The organism is Desulfosarcina alkanivorans, from assembly GCF_009688945.1.
In the GTDB taxonomy this organism is placed as follows: domain Bacteria; phylum Desulfobacterota; class Desulfobacteria; order Desulfobacterales; family Desulfosarcinaceae; genus Desulfosarcina; species Desulfosarcina alkanivorans.
The window spans coordinates 2,917,398-2,940,571 of sequence record NZ_AP021874.1 but is presented as its reverse complement, the minus strand read 5'-3'; the positions used below and the strand labels follow the sequence as shown (position 1 = coordinate 2,940,571).

General features: G+C 59.3%; 21 protein-coding genes. 12 read left to right on the top strand and 9 right to left on the bottom strand.

Annotation, left to right across the window (positions count from 1 at the left end):
- Positions 1-210 precede the first annotated feature (210 nt).
- The 3 genes from DSCA_RS12960 to DSCA_RS12950 all read left to right on the top strand — a co-directional run bounded on the left by DSCA_RS12960 (position 211) and on the right by DSCA_RS12950 (position 3,124).
- Positions 211-1,701 carry a CDP-alcohol phosphatidyltransferase family protein gene (locus DSCA_RS12960; protein WP_155316830.1) on the top strand — a complete coding sequence of 497 codons (1,491 nt, stop codon included), beginning with the start codon at positions 211-213 and terminating at the stop codon, positions 1,699-1,701.
- A gap of 308 nt (positions 1,702-2,009) precedes the next feature.
- Positions 2,010-2,498: a YchJ family protein gene (locus tag DSCA_RS12955; protein WP_155316829.1), complete on the top strand. Its 489-nt coding sequence runs from the start codon at positions 2,010-2,012 to the stop codon at positions 2,496-2,498.
- Between the two features lie 92 nt (positions 2,499-2,590).
- On the top strand, positions 2,591-3,124 hold the full coding sequence (locus tag DSCA_RS12950) for a nitroreductase family protein (RefSeq protein ID WP_155316828.1): 534 nt from the start codon (positions 2,591-2,593) through the stop codon (positions 3,122-3,124).
- Positions 3,125-3,214: 90 nt separating this feature from the next.
- Here the strand turns inward: DSCA_RS12950 and DSCA_RS12945 are convergent, their stop codons facing one another.
- From DSCA_RS12945 to rho, 3 genes are all read right to left on the bottom strand, one after another.
- Positions 3,215-3,769: a hypothetical protein gene (locus DSCA_RS12945; RefSeq protein ID WP_155316827.1), complete on the bottom strand. Its 555-nt coding sequence runs from the start codon at positions 3,767-3,769 to the stop codon at positions 3,215-3,217.
- Positions 3,770-4,151: 382 nt separating this feature from the next.
- Positions 4,152-4,367, bottom strand: coding sequence for a YwbE family protein (locus DSCA_RS12940; protein WP_155316826.1), 216 nt, complete (start codon positions 4,365-4,367; stop codon positions 4,152-4,154).
- A gap of 14 nt (positions 4,368-4,381) precedes the next feature.
- The gene (gene rho / locus DSCA_RS12935) at positions 4,382-5,491 is read right to left on the bottom strand and encodes a transcription termination factor Rho (RefSeq protein WP_231716471.1); all 1,110 of its coding nucleotides are present in this window, start codon (positions 5,489-5,491) and stop codon (positions 4,382-4,384) included.
- Positions 5,492-6,069: 578 nt separating this feature from the next.
- On the opposite strand from rho, the gene DSCA_RS12930 reads away from it, so the two are divergent.
- Entirely contained in the window at positions 6,070-6,651 is a 582-nt protein-coding gene (locus tag DSCA_RS12930) for a DUF309 domain-containing protein (RefSeq protein WP_155316825.1), read from the top strand.
- 148 nt (positions 6,652-6,799) lie between these two features.
- Positions 6,800-8,179, top strand: coding sequence for an FAD-binding oxidoreductase (locus DSCA_RS12925; RefSeq protein ID WP_167527752.1), 1,380 nt, complete (start codon positions 6,800-6,802; stop codon positions 8,177-8,179).
- Positions 8,180-8,197: 18 nt separating this feature from the next.
- Here DSCA_RS12925 and DSCA_RS12920 read toward each other — a convergent pair whose 3' ends face one another.
- Both DSCA_RS12920 and DSCA_RS12915 read right to left on the bottom strand, forming a co-directional pair.
- Complete coding sequence (locus DSCA_RS12920) at positions 8,198-10,351, bottom strand: hybrid sensor histidine kinase/response regulator (protein ID WP_167527751.1); 2,154 nt, start codon at positions 10,349-10,351, stop codon at positions 8,198-8,200.
- Between the two features lie 413 nt (positions 10,352-10,764).
- Complete coding sequence (locus DSCA_RS12915; protein WP_155316822.1) at positions 10,765-11,232, bottom strand: pyridoxamine 5'-phosphate oxidase family protein; 468 nt, start codon at positions 11,230-11,232, stop codon at positions 10,765-10,767.
- A gap of 305 nt (positions 11,233-11,537) precedes the next feature.
- Here DSCA_RS12915 and DSCA_RS12910 point away from each other — a divergent pair, with 305 nt between their 5' ends.
- The 7 genes from DSCA_RS12910 to DSCA_RS12880 all read left to right on the top strand — a co-directional run bounded on the left by DSCA_RS12910 (position 11,538) and on the right by DSCA_RS12880 (position 19,799).
- Positions 11,538-12,566: a hypothetical protein gene (locus DSCA_RS12910; protein WP_155316821.1), complete on the top strand. Its 1,029-nt coding sequence runs from the start codon at positions 11,538-11,540 to the stop codon at positions 12,564-12,566.
- Positions 12,567-12,756: 190 nt separating this feature from the next.
- Positions 12,757-13,764, top strand: a complete 1,008-nt coding sequence (locus DSCA_RS12905; RefSeq protein WP_155316820.1) for an ABC transporter ATP-binding protein — start codon at positions 12,757-12,759, stop codon at positions 13,762-13,764.
- Positions 13,761-14,744 (top strand): ABC transporter ATP-binding protein, encoded by a 984-nt coding sequence (locus DSCA_RS12900; protein ID WP_155316819.1) that lies wholly within the window; start codon positions 13,761-13,763, stop codon positions 14,742-14,744. Before DSCA_RS12905 ends, DSCA_RS12900 begins: the two co-directional genes overlap by 4 nt.
- Before the next feature lie 38 nt (positions 14,745-14,782).
- A complete protein-coding gene (locus DSCA_RS12895) occupies positions 14,783-16,294 on the top strand; it encodes an ABC transporter substrate-binding protein (protein ID WP_167527750.1) in 1,512 nt (503 codons plus the stop codon).
- A 324-nt stretch (positions 16,295-16,618) separates the two neighbouring features.
- Positions 16,619-17,584, top strand: a complete 966-nt coding sequence (locus tag DSCA_RS12890) for an ABC transporter permease (RefSeq protein ID WP_155316817.1) — start codon at positions 16,619-16,621, stop codon at positions 17,582-17,584.
- Between the two features lie 7 nt (positions 17,585-17,591).
- Complete coding sequence (locus tag DSCA_RS12885) at positions 17,592-18,476, top strand: ABC transporter permease (protein WP_155316816.1); 885 nt, start codon at positions 17,592-17,594, stop codon at positions 18,474-18,476.
- A 153-nt stretch (positions 18,477-18,629) separates the two neighbouring features.
- A complete protein-coding gene (locus tag DSCA_RS12880) occupies positions 18,630-19,799 on the top strand; it encodes a M20 family metallopeptidase (RefSeq protein WP_155316815.1) in 1,170 nt (389 codons plus the stop codon).
- Between the two features lie 52 nt (positions 19,800-19,851).
- Here the strand turns inward: DSCA_RS12880 and DSCA_RS12875 are convergent, their stop codons facing one another.
- The 4 genes from DSCA_RS12875 to DSCA_RS12860 all read right to left on the bottom strand — a co-directional run bounded on the left by DSCA_RS12875 (position 19,852) and on the right by DSCA_RS12860 (position 23,099).
- Positions 19,852-20,355, bottom strand: coding sequence for a DUF4231 domain-containing protein (locus tag DSCA_RS12875; protein WP_155316814.1), 504 nt, complete (start codon positions 20,353-20,355; stop codon positions 19,852-19,854).
- A gap of 248 nt (positions 20,356-20,603) precedes the next feature.
- The gene (locus DSCA_RS12870; protein ID WP_155316813.1) at positions 20,604-21,230 is read right to left on the bottom strand and encodes a septal ring lytic transglycosylase RlpA family protein; all 627 of its coding nucleotides are present in this window, start codon (positions 21,228-21,230) and stop codon (positions 20,604-20,606) included.
- An 80-nt stretch (positions 21,231-21,310) separates the two neighbouring features.
- Positions 21,311-22,453: a beta-ketoacyl-ACP synthase III gene (locus DSCA_RS12865; RefSeq protein WP_155316812.1), complete on the bottom strand. Its 1,143-nt coding sequence runs from the start codon at positions 22,451-22,453 to the stop codon at positions 21,311-21,313.
- Positions 22,454-22,601: 148 nt separating this feature from the next.
- Positions 22,602-23,099, bottom strand: coding sequence for a GNAT family N-acetyltransferase (locus tag DSCA_RS12860; RefSeq protein WP_155316811.1), 498 nt, complete (start codon positions 23,097-23,099; stop codon positions 22,602-22,604).
- Between the last annotated feature and the right edge of the window lie 75 nt (positions 23,100-23,174).

Here is a 23,174-nt window from a genome sequence, read left to right as displayed (position 1 = left end):
CGCTTGACCCTGTTTCGAAGGGGCGCCTGTGGAAGGTTGCCCAGGGTCGACGGCGCCTTCCCGGCCACGCCAAACGATCCTGCGGCAACCCGGATGGGAATGCCCGACCGCTCTCGCCTTGACTCGAATCGGCAATGCCTTTATGATGCGTTGGCTTGATGTGAGGAGCGCTCAATCAACCCTTTTAAGGCCAACAGGCATCGTGTTTCCATGACAGACAACATCCCCTTGCCGGCGCGGCTGGCCGCTCTTTTTGTATACAGTCGCCCCGTCCTGATTTTCGGTGGCATGATCTGCGCCCTGGCGATCATGTGGGGGCGAAGTCCGGTGGTGTATACCATCGGCGTTTCGTTTCTGATCCTCTCCATGATTATCGACATCGTGGATGGATGGTTTTCAGACCGTTTCAGGCCCAACGCCCCGCTGGCCCCCCTGGCAGACCGGCTCATGGACAAGCTGGTTTATTCCATCATATTTCCGGTGATCACCGCCGGTATGATGTGGCGGCTGCTGGTATCCCGGAGCGACCCCACCCACGGCGAACTGATGCACGCCATTTTCGTCCTGGTGCTTTGCGTGACGGTGCTGGTGCGGGACAGCTTTGCATCCTTCATGCGCGGATTCGCCATCCGGCAGGGCGTGGAACCGGAAAACAGTGAATACAACCGCATGCGAACCATCGTCGCCGCTCCGGTCAGCGCCCTGCTTTACGCCTACGCCTTTTATATCCCGGAAGGGCCTGAATCATGGATCTATTTCCGCATTTCCTACATGGGGAATGTCTCCCTGCGAATTCTCTTTTTTGTGGAAATCCTCTTTTTCATTATCAACCTGGGATCCATCGCCGGCTATTGTCGCAAGTACGGCACCGCCTGTCTGGATGAACTGTGCTACGGAGACGAGGTGCTCCGGCGAAAGATCCTGTCGGTATTTCCCAACGCCCTGACGGTGATGAACGCCCTGATGGGGCTCATCGCTGTTTTTTTCGCCTACCAGGGCCGCATGCGGGAAGCCTACCTGATGATGATCGGGGCCGCTACGTTCGACAAGCTGGACGGGGCCCTGGCACGCCGACTGGGCCTGACGGACCCCCTTCCCGACCAGCCGCCCAAGCGGACGATCAACATGGGAGGGATCATGGACGATCTGGCCGATGCCATCAGTTTCTGCATGGTTCCGGCCTGGATTTTCTACATCACCCTGAGCCAGTTCGGTGAAGGCCGCTTCGCCCACCTTCCCGTGGGATGGATTGCGGCCTTTTATGCGCTGATGGGCGTGGGCCGGCTGATTTATTTTACCCTCGATAAACATCCGATCCCCGGCTTCTTCAAAGGGCTGCCCACACCGGCGGCAGCCATGCTGGTGATGTCTCCGCTGGTGATCTTCGATCATGCCCTGGCGCTTTCGTCGCAGCGGATTGTTTTCTGGGGCCTGTTTGCAATCGGCACCATGGGGTTCGCCGGGATCATCATGAACGTTTACCCCATTCGATACCTCCACCTGGGACGGACCATGAGCCGCCATCCATGGTTCGGGCGCGCCAATCTGGCGCTGTTGACGGTCAGCATGTTCACACCGATTTTCGGGCAGATCTGTCTGGGGTACATGATCCTTTACCTCCTGTCGCCCCTGTTCACCTGGCGTATCCATCCAGAAGATGCCGCCCGGGAGCAGCAGCGCAAGCCGCTGCCCGAAGGCTGAAACCGGCTTGCGGCCGCCCGTCTTTCGACTGACGGTATGGTTAAAAGCCCGATGGCTGCATTATGATTCATCCGCTGTCTCGGCGGCGCACCGTAAGGACTCATCTTTTATCGGGATTCGCTGACCTTGATCCCGGCCTTTCTGCGGTGCCGCCGAAATTGCGACTGCTTAGGATTTCATCGAACTTGACAAGTCAGGGCCTTACCCTTTATAGCCGGTTGCCGTAATGGATTCGGTGCCCGGCAGGCACCGGAGACCGCAGCCCAACGGATCTGAACCGAAAATAACCTTATACGTGGAGCAACACCATGGAACTGTGCCCCTGTGGCAGTCAAAAAGAGTATGCCGATTGCTGTCAACCGCTGATCAAGGGAGACCGGACCGCCGAAACGGCCGAAGCGCTGATGCGTTCCCGCTACGCGGCCCATGCCAAAAAGGAATTCGATTATATTTTTGAGACGACGCATCATTCCAACCGCCAGGAGGCCGACCGCAAAGGAACGGCGGCCTGGTCCCGGAAACTGGACTGGCAGCGGCTGGAAATCCGGAATACGGAAAAGGGCGGTCCCGATGATTCGGCGGGAACCGTTGAGTTCCTGGCCCGCTACCGTAAAGACGGCAAGGCCTTCGATCACCATGAAATTGCCGAATTTGTGCGTGAAGACGGCCGTTGGTATTTCAAGGACGGCCAGGCGCCGCAGCCGGTTCAGGCCATCCGGCAGGGCCCGAAGATCGGCAGGAACGATCCGTGCATCTGCGGCAGCGGCAAGAAGTACAAGAAATGCTGCGGGAAGTGACCGAGGCCCGGAGTCCGAAACCAGATCATGAAAAACAGATGGCAGCAGCTGAGAAGACAGATCTGATGCCAGCGTGATCGGAAGGAGAGGGTATGTTTATCGATTTGCTAAGATCGCGGCGAAGCGTTCGCCAATTCGAGCCAAGGCCCGTTGAACCGGAGAAAGTGGATTTACTCGTGGAGGCGGCCCTGCGGTCGCCCTCCTCGCGGGGCTTCAACCCATGGGAGTTCGTGGTGGTCAACGATCCGGAAACCATCAAGCGCCTGTCGCAGGCCAAGCCCCACGGCGCTTCCTTTCTGGCCAATGCGCCGCTGGCCGTCGTCGTCTGTGCGGATCCGGACAAATCAGATGTCTGGGTGGAAGACGTTTCCATCGCCACCCTTATCCTGCACCTGGCCGCCACCGACCTGGGGCTGGGAAGCTGCTGGATCCAGTTGCGCAAGCGGAATTTCGATGACAGCACCCCTGCCGGTGACTTTGCGGCCAAAGTGGTCGGCCTGCGCCAGGGACTGGTGGCGTCTGCCATCATGGCCATCGGCTATCCGCTCCGGCAGCCGGCACCCCACCCGGAATCATCCCTTCAGCGCGACAAGGTGAGCGTCAACCGCCAGGGTAAAAGGGAATAGACGGTTTTTTTACCGTGAATCCGCCCTTCCGGCTGCAGACGGCTGCCGATCGCGCATGGACCGTCTGCAGGTGATCTCAGATGCCGCGGGTCAGGCCGGTCCGAAGGCGTTTTCGAAGAGATCCCGGAGGGCCTTTTTACCGTCTTCGGTGAGATTCCGGGTGCCGGTGCCGGCGAAAGTGTCCTTCTCGATGGACGGCACCTGGGCCACCCATGTGTTGTTTTCCCAGGCGAACCAGCCCTTGCGGTCCTGATCATAGACATGCACCGGCCGGTTGAACAGCCTGGCCAGTTCAACCCCCCACCCGGTTCCGCCTTTGACCGTGTCATCCGGCTGAATCCATCCCACGGCAATTACGTGGTAGCCGTTGTTGACCATGTGGAAAATGGTCTGGATCACCTTGCGGATCTTGTTCCCCCGGGTAAACTTGCGGCCCATGCGTGCCGATACGATCTCCATGCTCACATTTCCTTTTTCCAGTTCGCTGGCGTCAAGCTCACGGATACCCCGGGAACGTTCAGTGACGTGTCCTTCAAAGGAAAAGTTGACCTCCTGGATGCCCCAGGCCTCGGCCAATCGGCCGAATTCGGATTCAGCGCCTTTGTGGCCGCCGCTGTAGAGGGTGATATGGGAACGATCTTTCATCTTTATCTCCTTTGTGTATCGCGCCGGGCGATTTAAAATGTTGCCTTCGGGCAACCGGTTGCCGGGGGCTCGGCCCCCCTAAAAACAGCGCACCCCGTCGCGGGTCGACGGGGTGCGATGGGGATGATAAGCCCGTTATCGGGGATTGCAACTGTTGGGGTCATATTTTTAAGGATTTAACCCTATTCCGGCATTGAAAAACCGGTCATGGCGGACTGCCTTTTTCTCAGCCCCCTGCCCATGAATACGATGGCCTTCCATCGCCGCTGCATTCCGGATCGCTGCATGGCCCGGCGCACCGGTAATGCGCGCTGCTATTGTCGTTTTTCCGGCCCTGCAATCCGGGCGCCTGGGCAATCTAATCTCGGTGCGTCTCCGTTATTTACGAACAGGGGGGCTGAGGCGTCTTCAGCACCTCCCTGACCCGCCCGACCCTTCCGTCGGTCAGCCTTACCTTGATGCCATGGGGATGACTGGGGGAGCGGGTCAGCATCTCCCGGACCGTACCGCGGGTGAGACGGCCGCTGCGCTGGTCCGCTTTGAGGACGATATTGACTTCGTCGCCGGGGCGGATATTTTTTCGGTATCTGCCGTCCATCGGTACAGGCTCCCTTAACGACCGTTGCGGTCCAGATATTCGATCAGTTCGGCCATGGCTTCAGTCGGATCCTTTCTGGACAGGGCCCGGCGGATATCGACCGCTTTCTTGAGTTCGTCCTTGTTCAGGAGCAGTTCTTCCTTGCGGGTGCCGCTCAGACGGATGTCGATGGCCGGGAAAACGCGGTGTTCGGCGCAGTCCCGGCTGAGCACCAGGTCCATGTTGCCGGTTCCCTTGAACTCCTGGTAGATGATGTCGTCCATCCGGCTGCCGGTTTCCACAAGGATGGTGGCGATGATGGTCAGCGAACCGCCGTTTTCGATATTGCGCGCCGCCCCGAATATTTTGCGGGGAACTTCCATGGCGTTGGCCCCCAGCCCGCCGGACAGGGTCCGGCCGTAGCTTTCCGTTTCGGCGTTGAACGCCCTGGCCATGCGGGTGAGCGAATCGATGAAGACCACCGTGTCCCGGCCGACCTCCGCGCATCGCATGGCCGTATGCACCGCCAGGCGGGTCATGCGCATGTGCTGGCCGATACTCTGGTCGGCGGAAGAGTACAATACGTGGGCGTCTTTGAGCCCCCGTTTGAAGTCGGTCACTTCTTCCGGACGTTCGTTGACCAGCAGGATGAACACACCCATTTCTGGATCGTTGGCCGTTACCGAATTGGCCATGTGGCGCAACAGCGTCGTTTTTCCCGATTTTGGCGGCGAGATGATCAGGCCTCGCTGCCCGCGGCCCATGGGAACGATGATATCCAGGGCCTGCCCGGTGATGTCTTTGGGCCCCTGGGCCATGCGCAGGCGCTTTTCGGGATTGATGCTGGTCATGGTATGCATGGTTTCGGTCCGGGCATAATCGTCCAGTGACAGGCCGTTGACCCGGTCCACCGCCGTCAGCTTCAGGTTCTGGTTGCCGGGATTTCCAGGCCCCCCACGGCCTTCGATGAACGATCCCTCCCGCAGTCCGAATTTGGTGATCATGAAGGCGGGGACGAAGGTATCCGCCTGCCCGGCCTGGTAATTGTTGTCGATGTCCCGAAGAAAACCGAAACCCTTGTCCAATATTTCAAGATGTCCGCTAACCGGTTCCACAGGCTGGCCTTTCGATTTTCTATTCATCATTTTTTCTCACGGGCATAATTTCAATCCAGTAGCTGCCCTTTTGGTAAAAAGTGAGGCTTTTTTCCAGGTTGAGCACATTGATGCTTTTGGGGGCGAAGGTGAAATTCATTGCTGCTGCGGTCCTTTCTTGTCGATGCGAGATGATTCCGATGTTGGCTGGCCGTATGAATGGGGGCCGGATTTCGGGTGGCGATAAACAGTGATCGCGAATCCACCCGCCGCGCCTCACAGCGGGGAACGCGAACGACTGGAAAATGGATGTTATCCTTTCGGTGAATCTTCCCCACAGCTTGCCCGGGAAAGATTTCAAATTAATACCCTTGCGATGGTTGTCAAACCGGCGGGATTTACGCTACATTGACGCTGGCGACGGACTGGTGTAGAAAAATTCGACTTCGTCACCAATAATAGAACAGCCGCGGTCATCTTACAACCCCTATCCGCAGTCATGGTCCCAGGCGCACCCAGCCGGGGCCGCAACGATGCCCCGTAACGGCCTTTCTTTCGGGGGCGCTGCCGGAACACCGTCCATGGAGATCGATGCCCGTTTAAACCCGATTGGCCGTCAGGATGTGTAAATGAATGAAATTGAGCGTTTTGACCCGTTCACCAACCGGTTGTGCCGCAACGTCCGCAACGCGCTGTCCGAAGGCTTCAAAGATGTTCTGGCGGACAGGGATATGCACCCGGTGCGGCGAATTGCCGGTTTTTTTCTCAGCGAACCGCAGCCACCATGCGTCACGGACTACATCAACCGGCGGCTGGCGGCCTACGACCAGGTGCTGGCCATCGTTTCCCGCCGTCATCTCGACGACCCGCTGGATATTGCCGTGGCCATCTGGGACCGGCGCCTCTTTTTTGAAACCCACGAGTATCTGGAGCCGCACTGGCTGACGGCCCGCGGAGACGAAAAAGAACTGCTTCAGGCCGTCATCAGGGCGGCCGGTGCCTATGTGCACCTGGAGCAGGGAAACCAGACGGCTGCCCGGCGAATCGCCGAAAAAGCCGTTGGCGTCCTGGAAGGTTTCCGGGACCGGTTGGCCCCCCACGCCGATGCCGGGCTGTTGCTGGCCAAGCTCAAGGCCCTTGATCCGGTTCCACCGGCGCTTTCCGTCCGAAACCCATCGCTGAGTAAAACTTCAGGGGGCCGCTTCCAATAGGTCCGTCCCATGAGACCCAGACCGAAGATGTTGGCGGTAATGGCAATGGTGTAAAGCACGGATAGGGTGATGGCTTCGGCCCGGATGGTTTTCCAACACCCAGTCAATGCGCCGCAGCCCGCGCAACCCATTCACCAGCGGAGGAAAAATGGAACAGTTCACGCCAACCCAGATCGACGCCCTGTCCACCCTGGTTTCGACGGACCGCTTTTCCACCGGCCAGTCCAACCGTGAGCTTCACACCAAGGATATCTCCCCCCACCGGGGTAGATTGCCTGCCGGCATCATCTGGCCGGTCAGCACCGAAGAGGTGTCCGCCATCCTTGGCTATACCTACGGGCAAGGTATTCCCGTCACGCCCTGGGGCGCCGGCACCAGCACCGAAGGCAACCCGCTGCCGGTCGAGGGCGGTCTGGTGATGGATATGACCCGCATGGACCGGATCCTCGCCATCCGTCCCCAGGACCTCCAGGCCGATGTTCAGCCCGGGGTTTTTCGAAAAACCCTCAACGCGAATGCCGGCCGGTCGGGATTGTTTTTTCCACCGGACCCCGGTGCCGATGCCACCATCGGCGGCATGATTGCCAACAACGCGTCCGGGGTGCAGACCATCAGGTACGGCGCCACCCGGGACTACGTGATGCGCCTGACCGTGGTATTGCCCGACGGCCGGGTGATTCCCACCGGCGGCAAGGCCCACAAATCGTCGTCGGGGTACGACCTTACCCGCCTGTTTGTGGGTTCCGAGGGCACCCTGGGGGTCGTGACCGAGGCCACCTTGAAGCTGGCCGGCATTCCCGTCGCCCACCTGGCGGCCACGGTTGTTTTCAACACCCTGGAGGCGGCTTCGCAAACCGTGGCGACGCTCATGGGGTCGGGCCTGTCGCCTGCGGCCCTGGAACTGCTCACACCTGAACTGATCGGGCTGATGAACCGTGAGAAGGGGCTGGGAATCGCCGAAAAGCCCTCCCTGTTCTGTGAGTTTCACGGCGTCAGCGAAGCGGCCTTGCACGAGACCGCCGCCCTGGCCGAAGAGCTGTGCCGGGACAGTGGCGCCCTTGACTTTCAAACCGGCGTCAAGGAACGGGAACGCAAAGACTTGTGGCGGGCCCGCCATGAGGCCTGGGAGACGATTCACCGCGCCTTCCCGGGACGGGAAACCCTGATTGTGGACGCGGCGGTGCCCATCTCCAGCTACCCGCAGATGGTCGTTTTTTCCCAGCAGCAGCTGGATGCGAAAAAGGCCGTGGGGTTTGTTTTCGGCCATGCCGGGGATGGCAACCTGCATGTGGTCATGGTGGGTGACCCGGCTGATGACGGGGAATGGGCCTCCCTGGAGGAGATCAACGACAGCATCGTCCATCGGGCGGTTGACCTGGGCGGTACCTGCACCGGGGAGCACGGCATCGGCATCGGCAAGCGCAGATTCATGCAGCTGGAGCATGGCGCCGGCTATGCGTTGATGAAACAGATCAAGGGGTTGATTGACCCTCGAGGCCTGATGAATCCGGGAAAGATGTTCCTGTGAGCGGCGGATGCCCAATCCCTATTGACGGCGGGTGAGGGCCAGCGCATTTTTCACGGCTTTTCCCAGGCTGTCGATCATGTAAGGTTTTTTCAGATATTCTCCCGCGCCCAGCTGCTGGGCGGTTCTCACTTTTTCGGTCTCCGCATAACCGCTGGCGATGATGGCCCGTTGCCGCGGGTGACGCTTGATGATCCGGCGCCAGGTTTCGAGGCCGTCTATGCCCGGGGCCATGATCATGTCCAGCACCACCAGGTCCACCGTGTGAGCCTCCAGGAAGGCCACGGCAGATTCTCCACTGTCCACGGTGTAGGGCGTGTAATTCAGGCGCTGCAGGAGGTGGGCGGCGATTTTCCGCTGGGACGCCATGTCATCCACCACCAGAACCGCTTCGCCGCCGCCCTGAATGGCCGCCAGGCTCAGGCCCGGGGCCTTTTCTTCCACGGCCTCCCGTGAAAGTGGGAAGAAAAGGTCGAAAACGGTGCCTTCACCCGGTCTGCTGTGCACATTGATGTATCCCTCGTGATCCTGGACCGTTCCCCATACCACGGCAAGCCCTAAACCCGTGCCGCTGCGCCCCATTTTTTTCTTGGTGTAAAAGGGCTCGAAGATGTGGTCCAGGTCGGTTTCGCTGATGCCCTCACCGTGATCCTTTACCCGCAGCCGGACGTACTCACCCGCGTTCACCGTATCGTATCCCCGCAGGTCCCGGTCCATATACAGGTTTTCGGTCGTCACAATGATGTCACCCCCGTTGGGCTGGGCCTCGGCGGCATTGGATATCAGGTTCATGATGGTTTTGTTCAGGTGAACGGAGGATCCTTTGATATTCGGCAGCTCGGCGGCCAGATGGAAAGAGACCCGGATATCGGGGTAATAGCTGAGCAGTTTTTTATACTCGGCAGAACGCTGCTGTGCTTCGATGAGGCGATTCAGATCGAGGACTTCACTGGTGCTGACCCCCCGCCGGGCCAATGTCAGCAGATCCTGAACGATGGTGGCCGCTTTCTGCCCCGACTCCTTGATGGTCTCGATGGGCGCGGACAAGGGGCTGCCTTCGGGCAGATCCATCAGCAGAAGGTCGGGGTAGCTGACGATGCCGGACAGCACATTGTTCAGGTCGTGGGCCACGCCGCCGGCGAGGACGCCCAGCGACTCCATTTTTTTGGAACGTTCCAATTGGCGCTGAAGGTCGGCTTTTTCTCTCTCCGCCATCCGGCGTTCGGAAATGTCCCGGGTGACCCCCAGGATTCCGGCCGGCTGTCCATTTTCGTCGACCATAAACGAGGCGGTGACCTCACAGATGATGGTGGACCCGTTTTTTCGATACAACTCCAGCTCCATGGTACTGGAACGGTTGTAATTTTTTGTCCGTTCACCCAGGGCCATCTGTTCAGCGAATATCTGCCGGGCCTTTTCAAGTGATGCCGGCGTAAGGACGCTTTCGATGCCCATTTTCTCCAGTTCCGCCGGCTCCCAGCCCTGCACCTTGGCCACCACCGGGCTGATATAGGTGTAGTTCATTTCCAGATCCATGGTCCAGATAATATCGCTGATATTCTCCGACAGCAGGCGGTGTTTCTGTTCGCTGGTGCGAAGGGCCTCTTCCGCCCGGGCCCGCTCTTCGATTTCCAGCTTCAACTCCAGGTTTGAGGCCGTCACTTCGGCCGTGCGCTCCCTGACCCGCTCTTCGAGCCGGGATTTGGATTTCAGCAGCCGCAGGTAGAGCTGCACGATGACAAAGACCATGGTCAGTGCAAAAAACACATAGGCATGCATATAGATGGTCTCGGGGACCCCGACGGCCTGCATCCAGCCGATGGTCTCGCCCTGGTGCTTCACGCGGGCGCTCAGCTTAACCCGCGGTATCAGGTTGACGGCAGCCAGAAACCTGTCCAAACCCGCAGCCGGTTCCCCATATATTTCCTGAAACAGTTCACCGTTCTGGTGATGGACCGCCAGGGATTCGTAGTGGTCCGAGAATGCGGCCAGTTTCAGATACTCGTGGATCCCCTGGTGGTTGTAGTTCCACATGGCATCTTCGATGATTCGGGCGTGGGTGTCGATGCGCGATTGGGCGGTGGCCATGGCACGGTTTTCATAGATCATGATAAAGCCGCAAAAGGCGATGGTCAGCAGTATGGCAATGATCAGAGAAAACGTCTTATGCGTCATCAGGCGGCGCTCCCGTTTTCCGGCCCGTCGATACCCATGGCAAAACGGTTCGATTCCGGTGTCTGATGGCCGGCGTGCCGAATCGACGACGGGAAAACAGATGCCGGAGGCTGGTTTCGGGCATCGATGCAAAGGTGATGCGGGTTGTTTTTTGCGTCCGAAGGCGTTCCTTTGGCAGCGGAACGCCTGGCCCTTCATCGGCCGCAAGGAAATAGCTCATCGTATGCATTTCAGGGGGGGCTTGCTGATATTTCCATTCGTCCGGTGCACCTGTCCTCCAGGGAATATCGGCAGAATCAGCATTTTCTTTAGGGGGGGGCCGGCCTGCTGCCGAAACAATTGGCCCTCGACCGGCGATGGCCGCCATATACCGGCGGCCCATGCCGGCGCTTTCGCCCGGAACGATCCGTGTTTTACTTTCTGGCCTTGCCGACCATGCGTTCGATGGCCACTTGCACAACCGTGGTCCGGTCCATCAGTTTGTCGATGTAGGCATCTCCAGCGACGATGTGTTCCGGTGCATATTTGGCCACCAGGGCCCGAAGGGCGTTTTTTTTCAGCACCCGGTCGTCCACCGCTTCGGCATTTCCCGATACAACCACGCTTTCGTAACGGGTAGAGAATTTTTCGGGGATCAGTTCGGTCTTGCCGACCACGCAAAAGGACACTCCCCGGTTGGCCGTGATATTTTCCAGTTTCCGGCCTTCGCTGGCGCAGTGAAAAAAAATGCTTGCCGCCATCACGACATAGTTGACCGGTATGCCATACGGCCTGTTGTTTTTGTCCGAGGTGCTCAAAATGCCGTACTCACCCCGCTTCAGCAGTGCCATAGCAGCCGCATCGTCTAATCGCCGGTCTTCCCGTCTCAATGGTTTCGTCATGGCCATTTCCTTTTCGAAGCCTATGCTGAAGTAGATGCCTTTTGGTTAATTTTTCTTTATATTCGAATACCTTGTTTTTTATAGAATTGCAAATCAATCCGGCGGTTGACCGGGAGGGGGGCGATGGCAGACACCAGCAAAAAAAGAAACTTTTTTAAATGAGGTTAAAAAAAATGTTCAACCGATGGGCGAACTGGTGTACACTGCTGACTGGTCCAACGGCATTCTGATGACCCTTCGAATCCGGAAAAGCATCTCCCGCTGCGGTAAGGGCCCCCGCCCGTGAAGGGGAAAGCGGTTCATCCATGCGAAAATTTAAAGCCTGCCTGTCCGGGATTGTCGAATCCAGCGGCCTGAACCTGAATCAGATCAGCAAGATTTCGGGTATTTCCAATGCCTACCTGACCAAACTGATCAAAGGAAATATCAACAAGCCGGGAAAGGATAAGATCGCCTCCATTCTTTTGGCGCTGAACCATTCGATTCCTGAAATCAACGCGATTCTCGCCGACTATGACTACATGCCGCTCAATCGCCATGACATTCCCGAAATCCTGGACAATAACCGCCGGCGAAAATTTGAGGGACGCATCCTTCCCCAGTTCGACCATATCTATTTCGAGTTGCTCATGGCCGCACTGGAAAGCATAGGCGGCACCAAGATCATACTTAAACATCGACCCAGCGGTATTTTTCTCCCTTCCGAACTTTACATGATGAAGGCGTTTCCCAACCGACCGGCCAGCGAGGCGGAAAAATTTTTCAGGACCTTTACCCGCGATGTGGTGGCTGAACGCAAGGCCCTGTTTTTAAAAAACTGCGAGCAGGGGTACCGGTTCGAGACCTATATGTGCCGGGCCTGTTTCGAGGAAAGTCTGGAGAGAAACATCGGGCCCGCGGCCCAGGCGGCGGATCCCCGAAAGGTTGCACTTTTTGCGAAATTCTATGCCAATGCGGTGGCGGCAGCGCTGAAAGCACCGGATCAGCATCTTTACCACATCGTCAACCGCTGTACCTATTTTCAGTTCCAGATACAGGATGCGGACGGAGACACCCCGAAAGTCAGCTATACGGCCATGCGTCGACACGACTACGACAACGCCTGCGACCAGCTTACCCTCGAAAGTTTCCTGTCTGACGACATCGGCATCGTGGCCTTGTTCAAAAACGAGGTGGCGCAGTGTATGGGCGCCCTGGATGGTACCGATGGCCGCCTCGGTTCGGATGGCTTCCATGCCGCCATCAGGCAGCGATTGACCGCTTACGGCATTGGAGGCCAGTTCGATGCGGCGCTTGCCGAACTGATGGACGCGCCGGGGTTTGCCCTCCATTAGGCCCGGGGGCTTCCGCCGGCCTGCCAATCCCGCACCCGGCGCGGCATAGGCGGGCACGGCGGGCGATTCCGGCAAGACCATATGGTTAAATATTATTGTTAACTGTGTTAAGTAAAAAATGTTGACCCGAATGCCGTGTCTATATTAAGTGGTTCTGCTCCATCAATCCCTCACCATCTGAAATGCCGAGATGAAACCATCGGTTAACGAAAAAATTATCGATGTCGACGGACTGAAAACCTATTTTTTTTCGTCCGCCGGGATTGCCAGGGCTGTGGACGGGGTTTCCTTTTTTATGAATGCCGGCGAGGTGCTGGGCGTCGTCGGAGAATCCGGCAGCGGCAAAAGTGTCACCGCCCAGTCCATCATGCGCCTGATTCCCGAGCCGCCCGGAAAGATCGTGGGCGGTCGGATCGATTTCGACGGGGCGAATCTGCTGGATCTCTCCCCCCAGGAGATGCGTCATGTTCGCGGAAACCGCATCGCCATGATTTTCCAGGAACCGATGACCTCCCTGAATCCGGTTTTCACTATCGGCAATCAGATTTCGGAAATGTTCATCCTGCACCGGAATCTCAGCCGCAAGGATGCCCTGGACGCATCCATCGATATGCTGGACCGGGTGCAGATTCCGGCCCCGCATCGACGCGTTCACGAATATCCCCACCAGCTCTCCGGCGGCATGCGCCAGCGGGCCATGATCGCCATGGCGCTCGCCTGCGACCCGGAGGTCCTGATTGCCGACGAGCCGACCACGGCGCTGGATGTGACCGTTCAGGCCCAGATCCTCGACCTAATGCTCACGCTCAAGGAGGATTACGGGGCGGCCGTGCAGATGATCACCCACGACCTGGGCGTGATCGCTGAAATGGCCGACCGCATCGTGGTCATGTATGCCGGGCGCGTGGTGGAAGCATCGTCGACCCGGGAGATATTCCGGCATCCCCTGCATCCCTATACCATCGGGTTGCTGGCATCGATTCCCGTCCTGGGGAGCCGGACGGCCGGTGAGACCCGGCGGCTGAAAGAGATCAAAGGCATGGTTCCCAGCCTGGTGGCCCTTCCGGAAGGCTGCAAGTTCTGCGACCGGTGCACCCATGTCATGGATGTCTGCCGCCATCGCGAACCCGATCTAACCGACGTTTCCAGCGGACACCGGGTTCGCTGCTGGCTGCACGTGGAGAAACCACCGTCATGAACGAGGCGCTGATCAGCGTAAGGGACCTGAAGGTCCACTTTCCCATCAAGCGGGGCATCCTTTCCCGGACCACCGGCTATGTGTACGCCGTGGACGGGGTGAGCTTTGAACTGGCCCGGGGGGAAACGCTGGGCATCGTCGGAGAGTCGGGCTGCGGCAAGACAACGGCCGGCATGGCGGTTACCCAGCTCATTCCGCTGACCGCCGGTACGGTTATGTGGAAGGGGCGTGAGATGGGTGAGATGGGCCGCAGCGAACTGCGTGAACTGCGGCAGCAGATGCAGCTGATTTTCCAGGACCCGTACTCCTCCTTGAACCCGCGCATGCGGGTCAATGATATCCTCTCCGATCCCATGGACGTCCACGGGCTCTTCGGGGGAAGCCAACGGCGGGACCGCCTGGCCTTTCTGCTGGAAACCGTTGGATTGTCGCCCGACCAGGGCCGTCGCTTTCCCCACGAATTTTCCGGCGGACAGCGCCAGCGAATCGGCATCGCCCGCGCCCTGGCCCTGGATCCGTCGGTGATCATCGGCGACGAGCCGGTGTCCGCCCTGGATGTTTCCATCCAGGCGCAGATTATCAATCTGCTCATGGAGCTGAAGGCCAATTTCGATCTGTCGATGATCATCATTTCCCATGACCTGGCCGTGGTCGAATACATCTGCGACCGGATCATCGTCATGTACCTGGGAAAAATCGTGGAATCGGCCGCCTACAGTGACCTGTATGGGGCACCCAAACACCCGTATACCCGGGCCCTGCTCTCCGCGGTTCCCGTACCCGACCCGATGCGTAAAAAACAGCGCATCATCCTCAAGGGGGACGTGCCCAGCCCCATGGATCCGCCGTCGGGCTGCCGGTTCCATACCCGCTGTCCGGAACGGATGGCGATATGTGACCGGGAGATACCCGAAACCGTCGATTTCGGCAACGGCCACACCGCCGCCTGCCACCTGTATACCCGCGCTAACGCGCAATGACGATCATTGATCTTCAACCAATAAAGGAGGCTCTCCCCATGAAACGTATCGCCCTGACCCTGATCATCGCCCTGCTGGCCCTGCCCGCCGTTGCGATGGCCAAAGCTGACCTGGTGGTGATTACCGATGCACCGCCCAAATCCATGAACCCCCACGCCTATTCGTCCGACGCCAACCTCTCCTATATGTCCAATTTTTTCGACGGGCTGCTTCAGCGCCCCGCTCCGGACGGCAAGCTCTCGCCGGCACTGGCCGTCAAGTGGGAGCGGCTGGATGCCCTGACCTGGAAATTCAGCCTGCGCAAGGGCGTCACGTTTCACAACGGCAATGCCTTTACGGCCGCTGACGTCAAGTTCACCTTCGAGCGCATGAAGGACCCCCAGTATTCCAAGCTGCTCAACATCGCCAACTCCATCGCCTCCATCGAAACGCCGGACGACTACACGGTGATTTTCAAGAATGTCAAGCCGGTGCCGTGGTTCGCCGAAACCATGCACCAGAATTTCATCGTGGACATGGAATCCTCTGCGGGCCGCGATGACGGCGATTACAACACCCGGCCGATTGGTACCGGTGCCTATAAATTTGTGGAGTGGGTCAAAGGCTCCTACGTTCGCATGGCCGCCAACGCGGACTACTGGGAAGGCAAACCCAAATACCAGACCGTCGATATCCGTCCGATCACCGAAGAGGCCACCCGTTTTGCCGCCCTGGCCGGCCGGCAGGCCGATATCGTCAACGGCGTGCCCGTATCCCTGATCGAACGCATCGAGAAAATGCCCCATGTGGAATTGATTTCCCGTCCGGCCCGGCGGGCCATTTACATGGACATTTCCAACAAGGCCGGCACCCCCTTTGCCGATATCCGTGTGCGCAGGGCCATTGCTCATGCCATCAACGAGGACGAGATTATCGAAAAGGTCATGCGCGGCCAGGCCACGGCTACCGCCCAGGTGCCGGACGTGCCCACCGTGGGATACGTCCCCGGATTGAAGCGGCTGCCCTACGACCCGGCGCTGGCCAAACGGCTGCTGGCCGAGGCCGGATACCCCGACGGATTCGACATCACCATTGCCGGGCCCAACGACCGCTATGTCAACGATGAGAAAATCTGCGAGGCCGTGGCCAAATACCTGGCCAAGATCGGGCTCAAGGTGACCCTGGATGTGAAACCCAAGTCCATTTTTTTCGATGAGCTCTCGGACTTCAAGCATCGCTTCTACCTGATCGGCTGGTTCGACGGCTCCTTCGATTTCGGCCGTTCCGCCGAAAAGCTGCTGCATACCGTCGACAAGGACAAGGGGATGGGGGCGTACAACGGCACGCTGTACTCCAATACGGAAATCGACCGCATGATCGTTGCCTCCTCTTCCATCATCGACCGGGCCGAGCGTGAAAAGGCGCTCCAGGCCATCAACAAAAAATCCGTCGAGGACGTGGCCTGGATTCCGCTGCACTACCAGCAGGATATCTTTGCCGTGGTCAAGGGCAGGGACGTCAAGTTCACCCCGCGGTCGGACCGGTGGATTGTGGCCAAGGAAATCAAATAATGGCCATCCAGAACGGGCATCTTTCGGCCCGGGCCGGCGTTCTCACTCGGCTGAAATCCTCGACGTAGCGCTGCTACGCCTGCGGTTTCAACCTCCCTGCGGCCTTGGCCCGGACCCAAATCTACCCGTTTTGAACGGCCATTGGCCACTTGGATAAAAATGAATCCAGGACCCAGGATTCAGTGGGCATTTCGCCCAGACCATTGGATCGGAATGATGCGACGGCCGAATTCTGGCTCCTGGATTGCTGGACTTTCAATCGGCGAAGGAGAAGACTCCTTTGCCGTGCCAACCCTAAACCGGTCACCGGACCGCTGACAACTCATGGCCACTTATCTGATCAAACGGCTGCTCCAGGGAATCGTCGTCCTGCTGGCGGTCTCCTTTGTCTGCTTCATCATGTTCCGCTACACCGGTGATCCGGTGCTGATGCTGGCCGGCAAATACGCCACCCAGCAGGAGCGCGAGATGGTGCGGGCATCCTACGGCCTGGACCGCCCCATGGCCGTTCAGTACGTCAGTTTCATCGGTGGCGTACTCAAAGGCAACTTCGGCAAATCCTACATCAGTTCGGTGGATGCCCTGGACATGATCCTGGAACGGATGCCGGCAACATTGGAGCTGGCATTTACGGCCATCTGCATCTCGTTCATCCTTGGCGTTGGACTGGGGGTGGTGGTCTCGGTGTGGCCCACCGGGGTGATCACCCGGGCGATCATGGCCGGGTCGATTTTCGGCATTTCCATCCCCACCTTTCTGATCGGCATCCTGCTGGTGATGGCATTTTCAGTCTACCTGGAGATACTGCCATCGTTCGGCCGCGGTGAAACCGTCCAGATCGGTTTCTGGCGTACCGGACTGCTGACGGTCGACGGCTGGAAGCACATCATTCTGCCGGCCTTCACCCTTTCCGGATACCAGCTGGCCGTCCTGCTGCGGCTCACCCGGGCCGGCATGCGCGAGGTGCTTTCCGAGGAGTACATTAAAACCGCCTGGGCCAAAGGACTGTCGCCCTTCAAGGTGATCCTCAAACACGCCCTGAGAAATGTGCTGATTCCTGTGGTGACCATCGCCGGGCTCTCCTTCGGCGAACTCGTGGCCTTTTCCATCGTCACCGAAACCATTTTTCAATGGCCGGGCATGGGCAACCTGCTGCTGACATCCATTTTTGAGACCGACCAGCCGGTGATCGTCACCTACATCATGCTGGCGGCGGTGATCATTCTGACCATTAACATCCTGGTGGATTTAATGTACGCGTTTCTCAACCCCAAGATCAGGTACGAGTAGCTCGCTTATGGCCGGTATATTGAAATCCCAGCACCTTCGAAACTACCTGCGGGACCCGTCCGCCCTGATCGGCAGTTCTCTTTTGCTGATTTTTTTCTTCTGCGCGATTTTCGCGCCGCTGCTGGCACCCATGGATCCGTATGATCTGATGACCGTGGACCTGGGAAACTTCCTGCTTCCACCCGCCTGGATGGACGGCAGTGTGCCGGCATTCCCCCTGGGCACCGACGACCAGGGGCGCGGGATTCTCTCCACGATCCTCTACGGGCTGCGCACATCGCTGATTGTCGGCTTTTCGGTGGTGGCCATCTCCAGTGTGATCGGCGTGATCATGGGCATGCTGGCCGCCTACTATGGCGGAGTTCTGGATGCGGTGGTCATGCGGCTGGCCGACACGGTGTTCGCCTTTTCCACCACCCTGCTGGCCGTCCTGCTGCTCGGGGTGTTCGAAACCCGCGGGGTCGTCACGGTGATATTCGCCATCTGCATTGCCGACTGGGTGAAATACGCCCGCACCATTCGCGGCAGTGTCCTCGAAATCAAGGACAATGCCTACGTTGTGGCCGCCCGGTCATCCGGGGCAGGGGATTTCAGAATCCTTTTCCGCCACATCCTGCCCAACGCCCTGCCCCCCATTTTCGTGGTCATGGCCGTGGACCTGGCCGTGGTGATCATGCTGGAAGCCACCCTGAGTTTTCTGGGCGTCGGCGTCCCGCTAACCGAACCGTCCATCGGTATGATGATCGCCATCGGCAAGAACTACATTTACGCCGGCATGTGGTGGCTGACCCTGTTTCCCGGTGTCACCCTGATCCTTCTGGTCGTGGCCATCAACCTCTTCTCGGACTGGCTGCGCGACGAGCTCAACCCCAGGCTGGCACGCCAGACCTGATCGGTCAGCAGCCGGAGGACTCCAGACTCGGCGTTGCCGGGGGATCGCAGCAGGAGAACTGCGGCGTCACCCCTGGCGCCTTGATTCTGAAGCCCTCCGACTCCTGCCGGAAGCGCCCTTACAATACGATTAATTCAGAAATAAGGCTAAATTATGACGGTCGAAATCAATACCTTCGTCGCCGATCGCCTTGACACGTTCATGGATGATCTGGAGACCCTGGTCAATATCGACAGCAGCAGCGATAACCCTGCCGGCATCGCGGCCGTGGCCCGGTTTCTCGGCAAGCGACTCGAGGCAATCGGTTTTTCCTCTCGTCTGGAGAAACTGGGGGGCCGGGGCGTTCCCTGCCTGCAGGCGCAGAACCGTCCGCCTGCGGACCGGTTCGACATCCTGTTTCTGGGGCACATGGACACGGTTTTTCCGCAGGGTGAAGTGGACGCGCGGCCCTTTGCCGTGGACGGTGGCCGGGCCACCGGCCCGGGCGTCTGCGACATGAAGGGCGGATTGCTGGTGGCCCTGCATGCGCTTGAAACCCTCCACCACCGGGGCGTGCTGGAACACTTGGCCGTGGGCGTCTGCTTCAACGGCGATGAAGAGGTCGGTTCGGAGGCGTCCCGGGGCTGGATCGAAACCCATGCACGCAACAGCGACCGCGTGTTCGTATTCGAACCCTGCCGGCCTGGATTCCGGTTCGTCCTGGCGCGCAAAGGCGGCGGTGGTTTCAGGATTGCCGCCCGCGGGGTGTCGGCCCATGCCGGCGCGGAGCCGGAAAAGGGGGCCAACGCGGCCCTTGAAATTGCCCATCAGGCGATTGCCATCGCCCGTTTCAACGATCAGGCCCCCGAGGGCACGTCGGCCCACGTGACCGTCATTCGCGGCGGTGAGAAGACCAACATCATTCCGGACGAGGCGCAGGCATCCGTCGACGTGCGCGTGGCCCGCAAAATCGACGTGGCGCCGGTCGAGGCGTTTTTCAACTCCCTGCCGGCGCACACCCATGTGCCGGGCGTCACGCTGTCCGTGAGCGGTGGCGTCGGCCGGCCGCCCATGGAGTCGGACCACCGGGCCCTGCAGTTGTGGCGTCAGTTTGAGGCCGAGGCGGCAACCATGGGGCTGGATATCGCGTGCATCTCCACCGGCGGATGTTCGGACGGCAATTTTACTTCCGCCCAGGGCGTTCCCACCGTCGACGGCATGGGCCTGGTCGGCGCCAATGCGCACCGCCGTGACGAGTATGTGGAATTGAGCAGCATTGTACCCCAGATCCGGCTCATCGCCTCGGTGTGTCAAGCCATTGCCCGCCGCAACCCGCCGGTTTGATCGAATTCCTTTCCTGCGGTCGACCTTCCCCGCCGGCCCTGTTCTTCCGCGATCAGCGATCGGGCGATTCCCCTTCCGTTTTCTGGCCGGCTTCCACCCGGCCGTCGGTGGCGCGCCGGGTGGTGTCGACGATGGTTCGAAACTTGTTGTGCTCCGCCGAAATGATCGATTCGATGCTCTCCACGAAGTCGTGGCCGGCTTTTTCACTGTTGAAGTAGGGGCCGCTGCCGGTGATGAAGAGGAACTTTTCGTGCTTGAGGAGTTCTTCGGTCATGCGGTAGGTGAGCCACAGGTCGCCGGGTTTGCGGAAATTGGCCAGGCCGGTGAGGATGGCCAGGGTCAGGGAGAGGATCGTGACGGCGATTTTTATCTGCGGGCCAATGTCGATCGACGGTCCCCAACTCGATGGCAGGTTGGTCACCACCGGCACCAGCAGGCCCAGGATGATGATGGCGGCCTGGGTTCTCACGTGGGTGTTTTTGGCCCTGGTGGCGGCATTTTCATAGTACTTGAGCTGATCGTCGACCCGGTCGGTCATGTAGGTTTCGATGTCCATGTCTTTTCCTCAAGGGGGTTGGCGGCACGCACCCGAAGGAGGCCCATCGCGCAATGGGGAAGTGGATCCAATCCCATCCATTTTCCTGGCGGGCCCCATGGGCAATGCCTTCTTGAGGGCCCGGAGAAAAGGAGAGACATTGAACGCCATGGCATGTGCAATGGTTGGGAAAGGCTGGGCGCTGATTCTTTTTAACAACAATGCCCGGTGATTTCAAGGCAATCGAATGGTGCGAGGCCCCGAGGCCGTCAGCCCTCCAGATGGACCGTCTCCACGAGGACCCGGGCCGTGCCATGCTTGTAAAACCCCAGCCGTCTGGCCGCCCCCGCGCTCAGATCGATCATCCGCCCTTCGATAAAAGGGCCGCGGTCGTTGACGCGCACGATAATGCGGCGGCGGTTGGACAGGTTGGTCACCCGAACGAAGATCGGCAGGGGCAGGTACTTGTGGGCAGCGCTCATGCCGTCGGGATCGAAGGCCTCTCCGTTGGCGGTCATGTGCCCGCCCCGCTGGCGGTAGGTTTCATCCCCGTACCAGGATGCGATGCCTTCTTCACGGTAGGTTGCCGCCTGGGCCGTCGTCATGGGGACATAGCGCCTGCCCCGGACGACGTAGGGTGACGCCTTGACGCGGCCCTGGGCAATGGCCTCCTTGGGGGACAGGCCGTCGATGGTGTCGATGTCCTCATGGGTCAGGGGCCAGGAAAACGGTGCCGTGACCACGTCGAAGGTGAACTCGCCCACGGTATAGACCGTGCTGCCGGCGAATCGGGTGACCTTATAGGCCATGACGAGCGTTCCCCTGGTCAGCCGGTAAGTGGTTTTCACCACACCGCAGGCGGACAGGAGGAGCACGGACACGGCCATAAGGGCCATGCCAAGGATTCGTAACGGCCTTTTTTTCCCCGGATCAACCATGACGATTTAAAAAAACGGACCGCCATTGCTTCGGCGTGCTACCGTTCGGTTTTCCGAACCACCAGGCTGCCGATGGAATAGCCCGCACCGAAGGAGCAGATCACGCCGATATCACCGGGTTCAAGATCCTGGTGGTAGAGGTGAAAGGCGATCAATGAACCGGCCGATGCGGTGTTGGCATAGCGGTCCAGCACGATGGGCGCTTCATCGAAGGTGGCCTCGCGCCCCAGCAGTTTGCCGGAGATCAGCAGGTTCATGTTGATATTGGCCTGGTGAAGCCACCAGCGTCTGATGTCGGATATCTCCAGCCCGTGGTCGGCGACATGGGCGGCCATGTGCCGGATGGCCAGGGGGCAGACTTCCTTGAACACCCGGCGACCGTTCTGGTGAAAGAGCTTATCGACGCCGAAGGGGTCTGCATCGTTGGCCCGGCTGACATAGCCGAAGTTGGAGCGTACGTGGCTGGAAAACCGGGTTTGGGCACGGGTGCCGAGGATGGCATAGCGCTGCTGCGCCGTGCAGGTATCGGTCCTTTCCACAATGGTTGCCGTGGCCACGTCCCCGAAAATGAAATGGCTGTCCCGGTCGCGGTAGTTGACCTGGGGCGAGGTCAGTTCCGGGTTGATGGTCAGCACGCAGCGTGCCGTTCCCGCCGCCACCATCTCATGGGCGCGGTGCAGCGCAAACGTCGCAGCCGAACAGGCCACCAGCATGTCAAAGCCGAATCCCTCGATGCCCAGGGCATTCTGCACCTCGATGGCGATGGCGGGGTAGGCGCGCTGGGTGTAGGCACAGGAGACGATGACCGCATCGACGTCGGCAGCTGTCTTGCCGGCGGCGTCCATGGCCCGGCGGGCGGCGTGTAAGGCTATTTCGGCCTGGTCGGAAAGGGCGTCCTCCGGCCGCTCCGGGATGGCCGGCCGCATGCGGTCCACGTCCAGGATCCCGTCTTTGATGTAGGCATAGCGCTGCTTGATGCCGGAGGCCTTTTCGATAAATTCAACCGAGCCCAGCGGCTTTGCTTCCCGTTCACCTGCCGCGATGGCCCGGGCATGGTGCTCATTGTACCTGTTGGCCCATTCATTGTAAGATGCGACCAGTTCATGGTTGGTAATGATATGCTCCGGGGTCCACAGGCCGCTGCCGCTGATGACCACCGGGGGGATTGCTGAAGATGACATGTCCGTCCTTTGGCGTGTGTTCAATCGGGTCGGGGCTGTTTTCCATTCGAACGATGTCCCCCGGCATCATGGATGCGAGTCAAGGCCAGCGTGTCGGATAGCCCCCATTCCTTTTCCATACAGGTGCTCTTGTCACTCCCGGCCTGATTTACACCAAAATAGTCATGAAAGCCACCTCAAAGGGCAGGTGCGCAAAGGTTTTGGTTTCCCCCGCTTCAAAGCCCAGTGCCTCGTAGAAATTTTTCAAACCGGTATCGGCGGCGATGATCCCGATGCCGACATAGGCGGCGCCCATTTTTTTCGCCCGGCTCACGGCGTGGCGGGCCAGGCGGGTCCCGTACCCGCAGCCTCGATGTTCTGGAGATACCGCCAGCCGTTCCATGTAACAGGTGGCTGGCGATGCCTGTTCCACGCCGACGCAGCCGACGGCCTCACCCGCGACCGACAGGATAAAGTAATGCACCCCCCGCTCCAGGTCGCCCTGAATCCATTCATGGGTGCAATTGGACGGGTGTCTGGGGCAGTTTTCCGGTGTCAACCCGAACCGCCGGGACACATCGGCAAAGCTGGTTCGGATCAGCCGGGCCAGACCGTCGATATCTTTTTCTGTCGCTGCAGCTATGGACACATCTTCCGTTTCAGTCATTGGATTTCCTATCCTGAGAGGTGTTGAGATACGGCTCCGGTACCGTCCGCAAACGACTTGCGCTCGGGTAAAATA

What these genes read in the sequence shown, in the direction of transcription:
- DSCA_RS12960 (WP_155316830.1), top strand. Translation starts at nt 211, where the DNA reads ATGACAGACAACATCCCCTTGCCGGCGCGGCTGGCCGCTCTTTTTGTA.
- DSCA_RS12955 (WP_155316829.1), top strand. Translation starts at nt 2,010, where the DNA reads ATGGAACTGTGCCCCTGTGGCAGTCAAAAAGAGTATGCCGATTGCTGT.
- DSCA_RS12950 (WP_155316828.1), top strand. Translation starts at nt 2,591, where the DNA reads ATGTTTATCGATTTGCTAAGATCGCGGCGAAGCGTTCGCCAATTCGAG.
- DSCA_RS12945 (WP_155316827.1), bottom strand. Translation starts at nt 3,769, where the DNA reads ATGAAAGATCGTTCCCATATCACCCTCTACAGCGGCGGCCACAAAGGC.
- DSCA_RS12940 (WP_155316826.1), bottom strand. Translation starts at nt 4,367, where the DNA reads ATGGACGGCAGATACCGAAAAAATATCCGCCCCGGCGACGAAGTCAAT.
- rho (WP_231716471.1), bottom strand. Translation starts at nt 5,491, where the DNA reads ATGATGAATAGAAAATCGAAAGGCCAGCCTGTGGAACCGGTTAGCGGA.
- DSCA_RS12930 (WP_155316825.1), top strand. Translation starts at nt 6,070, where the DNA reads ATGAATGAAATTGAGCGTTTTGACCCGTTCACCAACCGGTTGTGCCGC.
- DSCA_RS12925 (WP_167527752.1), top strand. Translation starts at nt 6,800, where the DNA reads ATGGAACAGTTCACGCCAACCCAGATCGACGCCCTGTCCACCCTGGTT.
- DSCA_RS12920 (WP_167527751.1), bottom strand. Translation starts at nt 10,351, where the DNA reads ATGACGCATAAGACGTTTTCTCTGATCATTGCCATACTGCTGACCATC.
- DSCA_RS12915 (WP_155316822.1), bottom strand. Translation starts at nt 11,232, where the DNA reads ATGACGAAACCATTGAGACGGGAAGACCGGCGATTAGACGATGCGGCT.
- DSCA_RS12910 (WP_155316821.1), top strand. Translation starts at nt 11,538, where the DNA reads ATGCGAAAATTTAAAGCCTGCCTGTCCGGGATTGTCGAATCCAGCGGC.
- DSCA_RS12905 (WP_155316820.1), top strand. Translation starts at nt 12,757, where the DNA reads ATGAAACCATCGGTTAACGAAAAAATTATCGATGTCGACGGACTGAAA.
- DSCA_RS12900 (WP_155316819.1), top strand. Translation starts at nt 13,761, where the DNA reads ATGAACGAGGCGCTGATCAGCGTAAGGGACCTGAAGGTCCACTTTCCC.
- DSCA_RS12895 (WP_167527750.1), top strand. Translation starts at nt 14,783, where the DNA reads ATGAAACGTATCGCCCTGACCCTGATCATCGCCCTGCTGGCCCTGCCC.
- DSCA_RS12890 (WP_155316817.1), top strand. Translation starts at nt 16,619, where the DNA reads ATGGCCACTTATCTGATCAAACGGCTGCTCCAGGGAATCGTCGTCCTG.
- DSCA_RS12885 (WP_155316816.1), top strand. Translation starts at nt 17,592, where the DNA reads ATGGCCGGTATATTGAAATCCCAGCACCTTCGAAACTACCTGCGGGAC.
- DSCA_RS12880 (WP_155316815.1), top strand. Translation starts at nt 18,630, where the DNA reads ATGACGGTCGAAATCAATACCTTCGTCGCCGATCGCCTTGACACGTTC.
- DSCA_RS12875 (WP_155316814.1), bottom strand. Translation starts at nt 20,355, where the DNA reads ATGGACATCGAAACCTACATGACCGACCGGGTCGACGATCAGCTCAAG.
- DSCA_RS12870 (WP_155316813.1), bottom strand. Translation starts at nt 21,230, where the DNA reads ATGGCCCTTATGGCCGTGTCCGTGCTCCTCCTGTCCGCCTGCGGTGTG.
- DSCA_RS12865 (WP_155316812.1), bottom strand. Translation starts at nt 22,453, where the DNA reads ATGTCATCTTCAGCAATCCCCCCGGTGGTCATCAGCGGCAGCGGCCTG.
- DSCA_RS12860 (WP_155316811.1), bottom strand. Translation starts at nt 23,099, where the DNA reads ATGACTGAAACGGAAGATGTGTCCATAGCTGCAGCGACAGAAAAAGAT.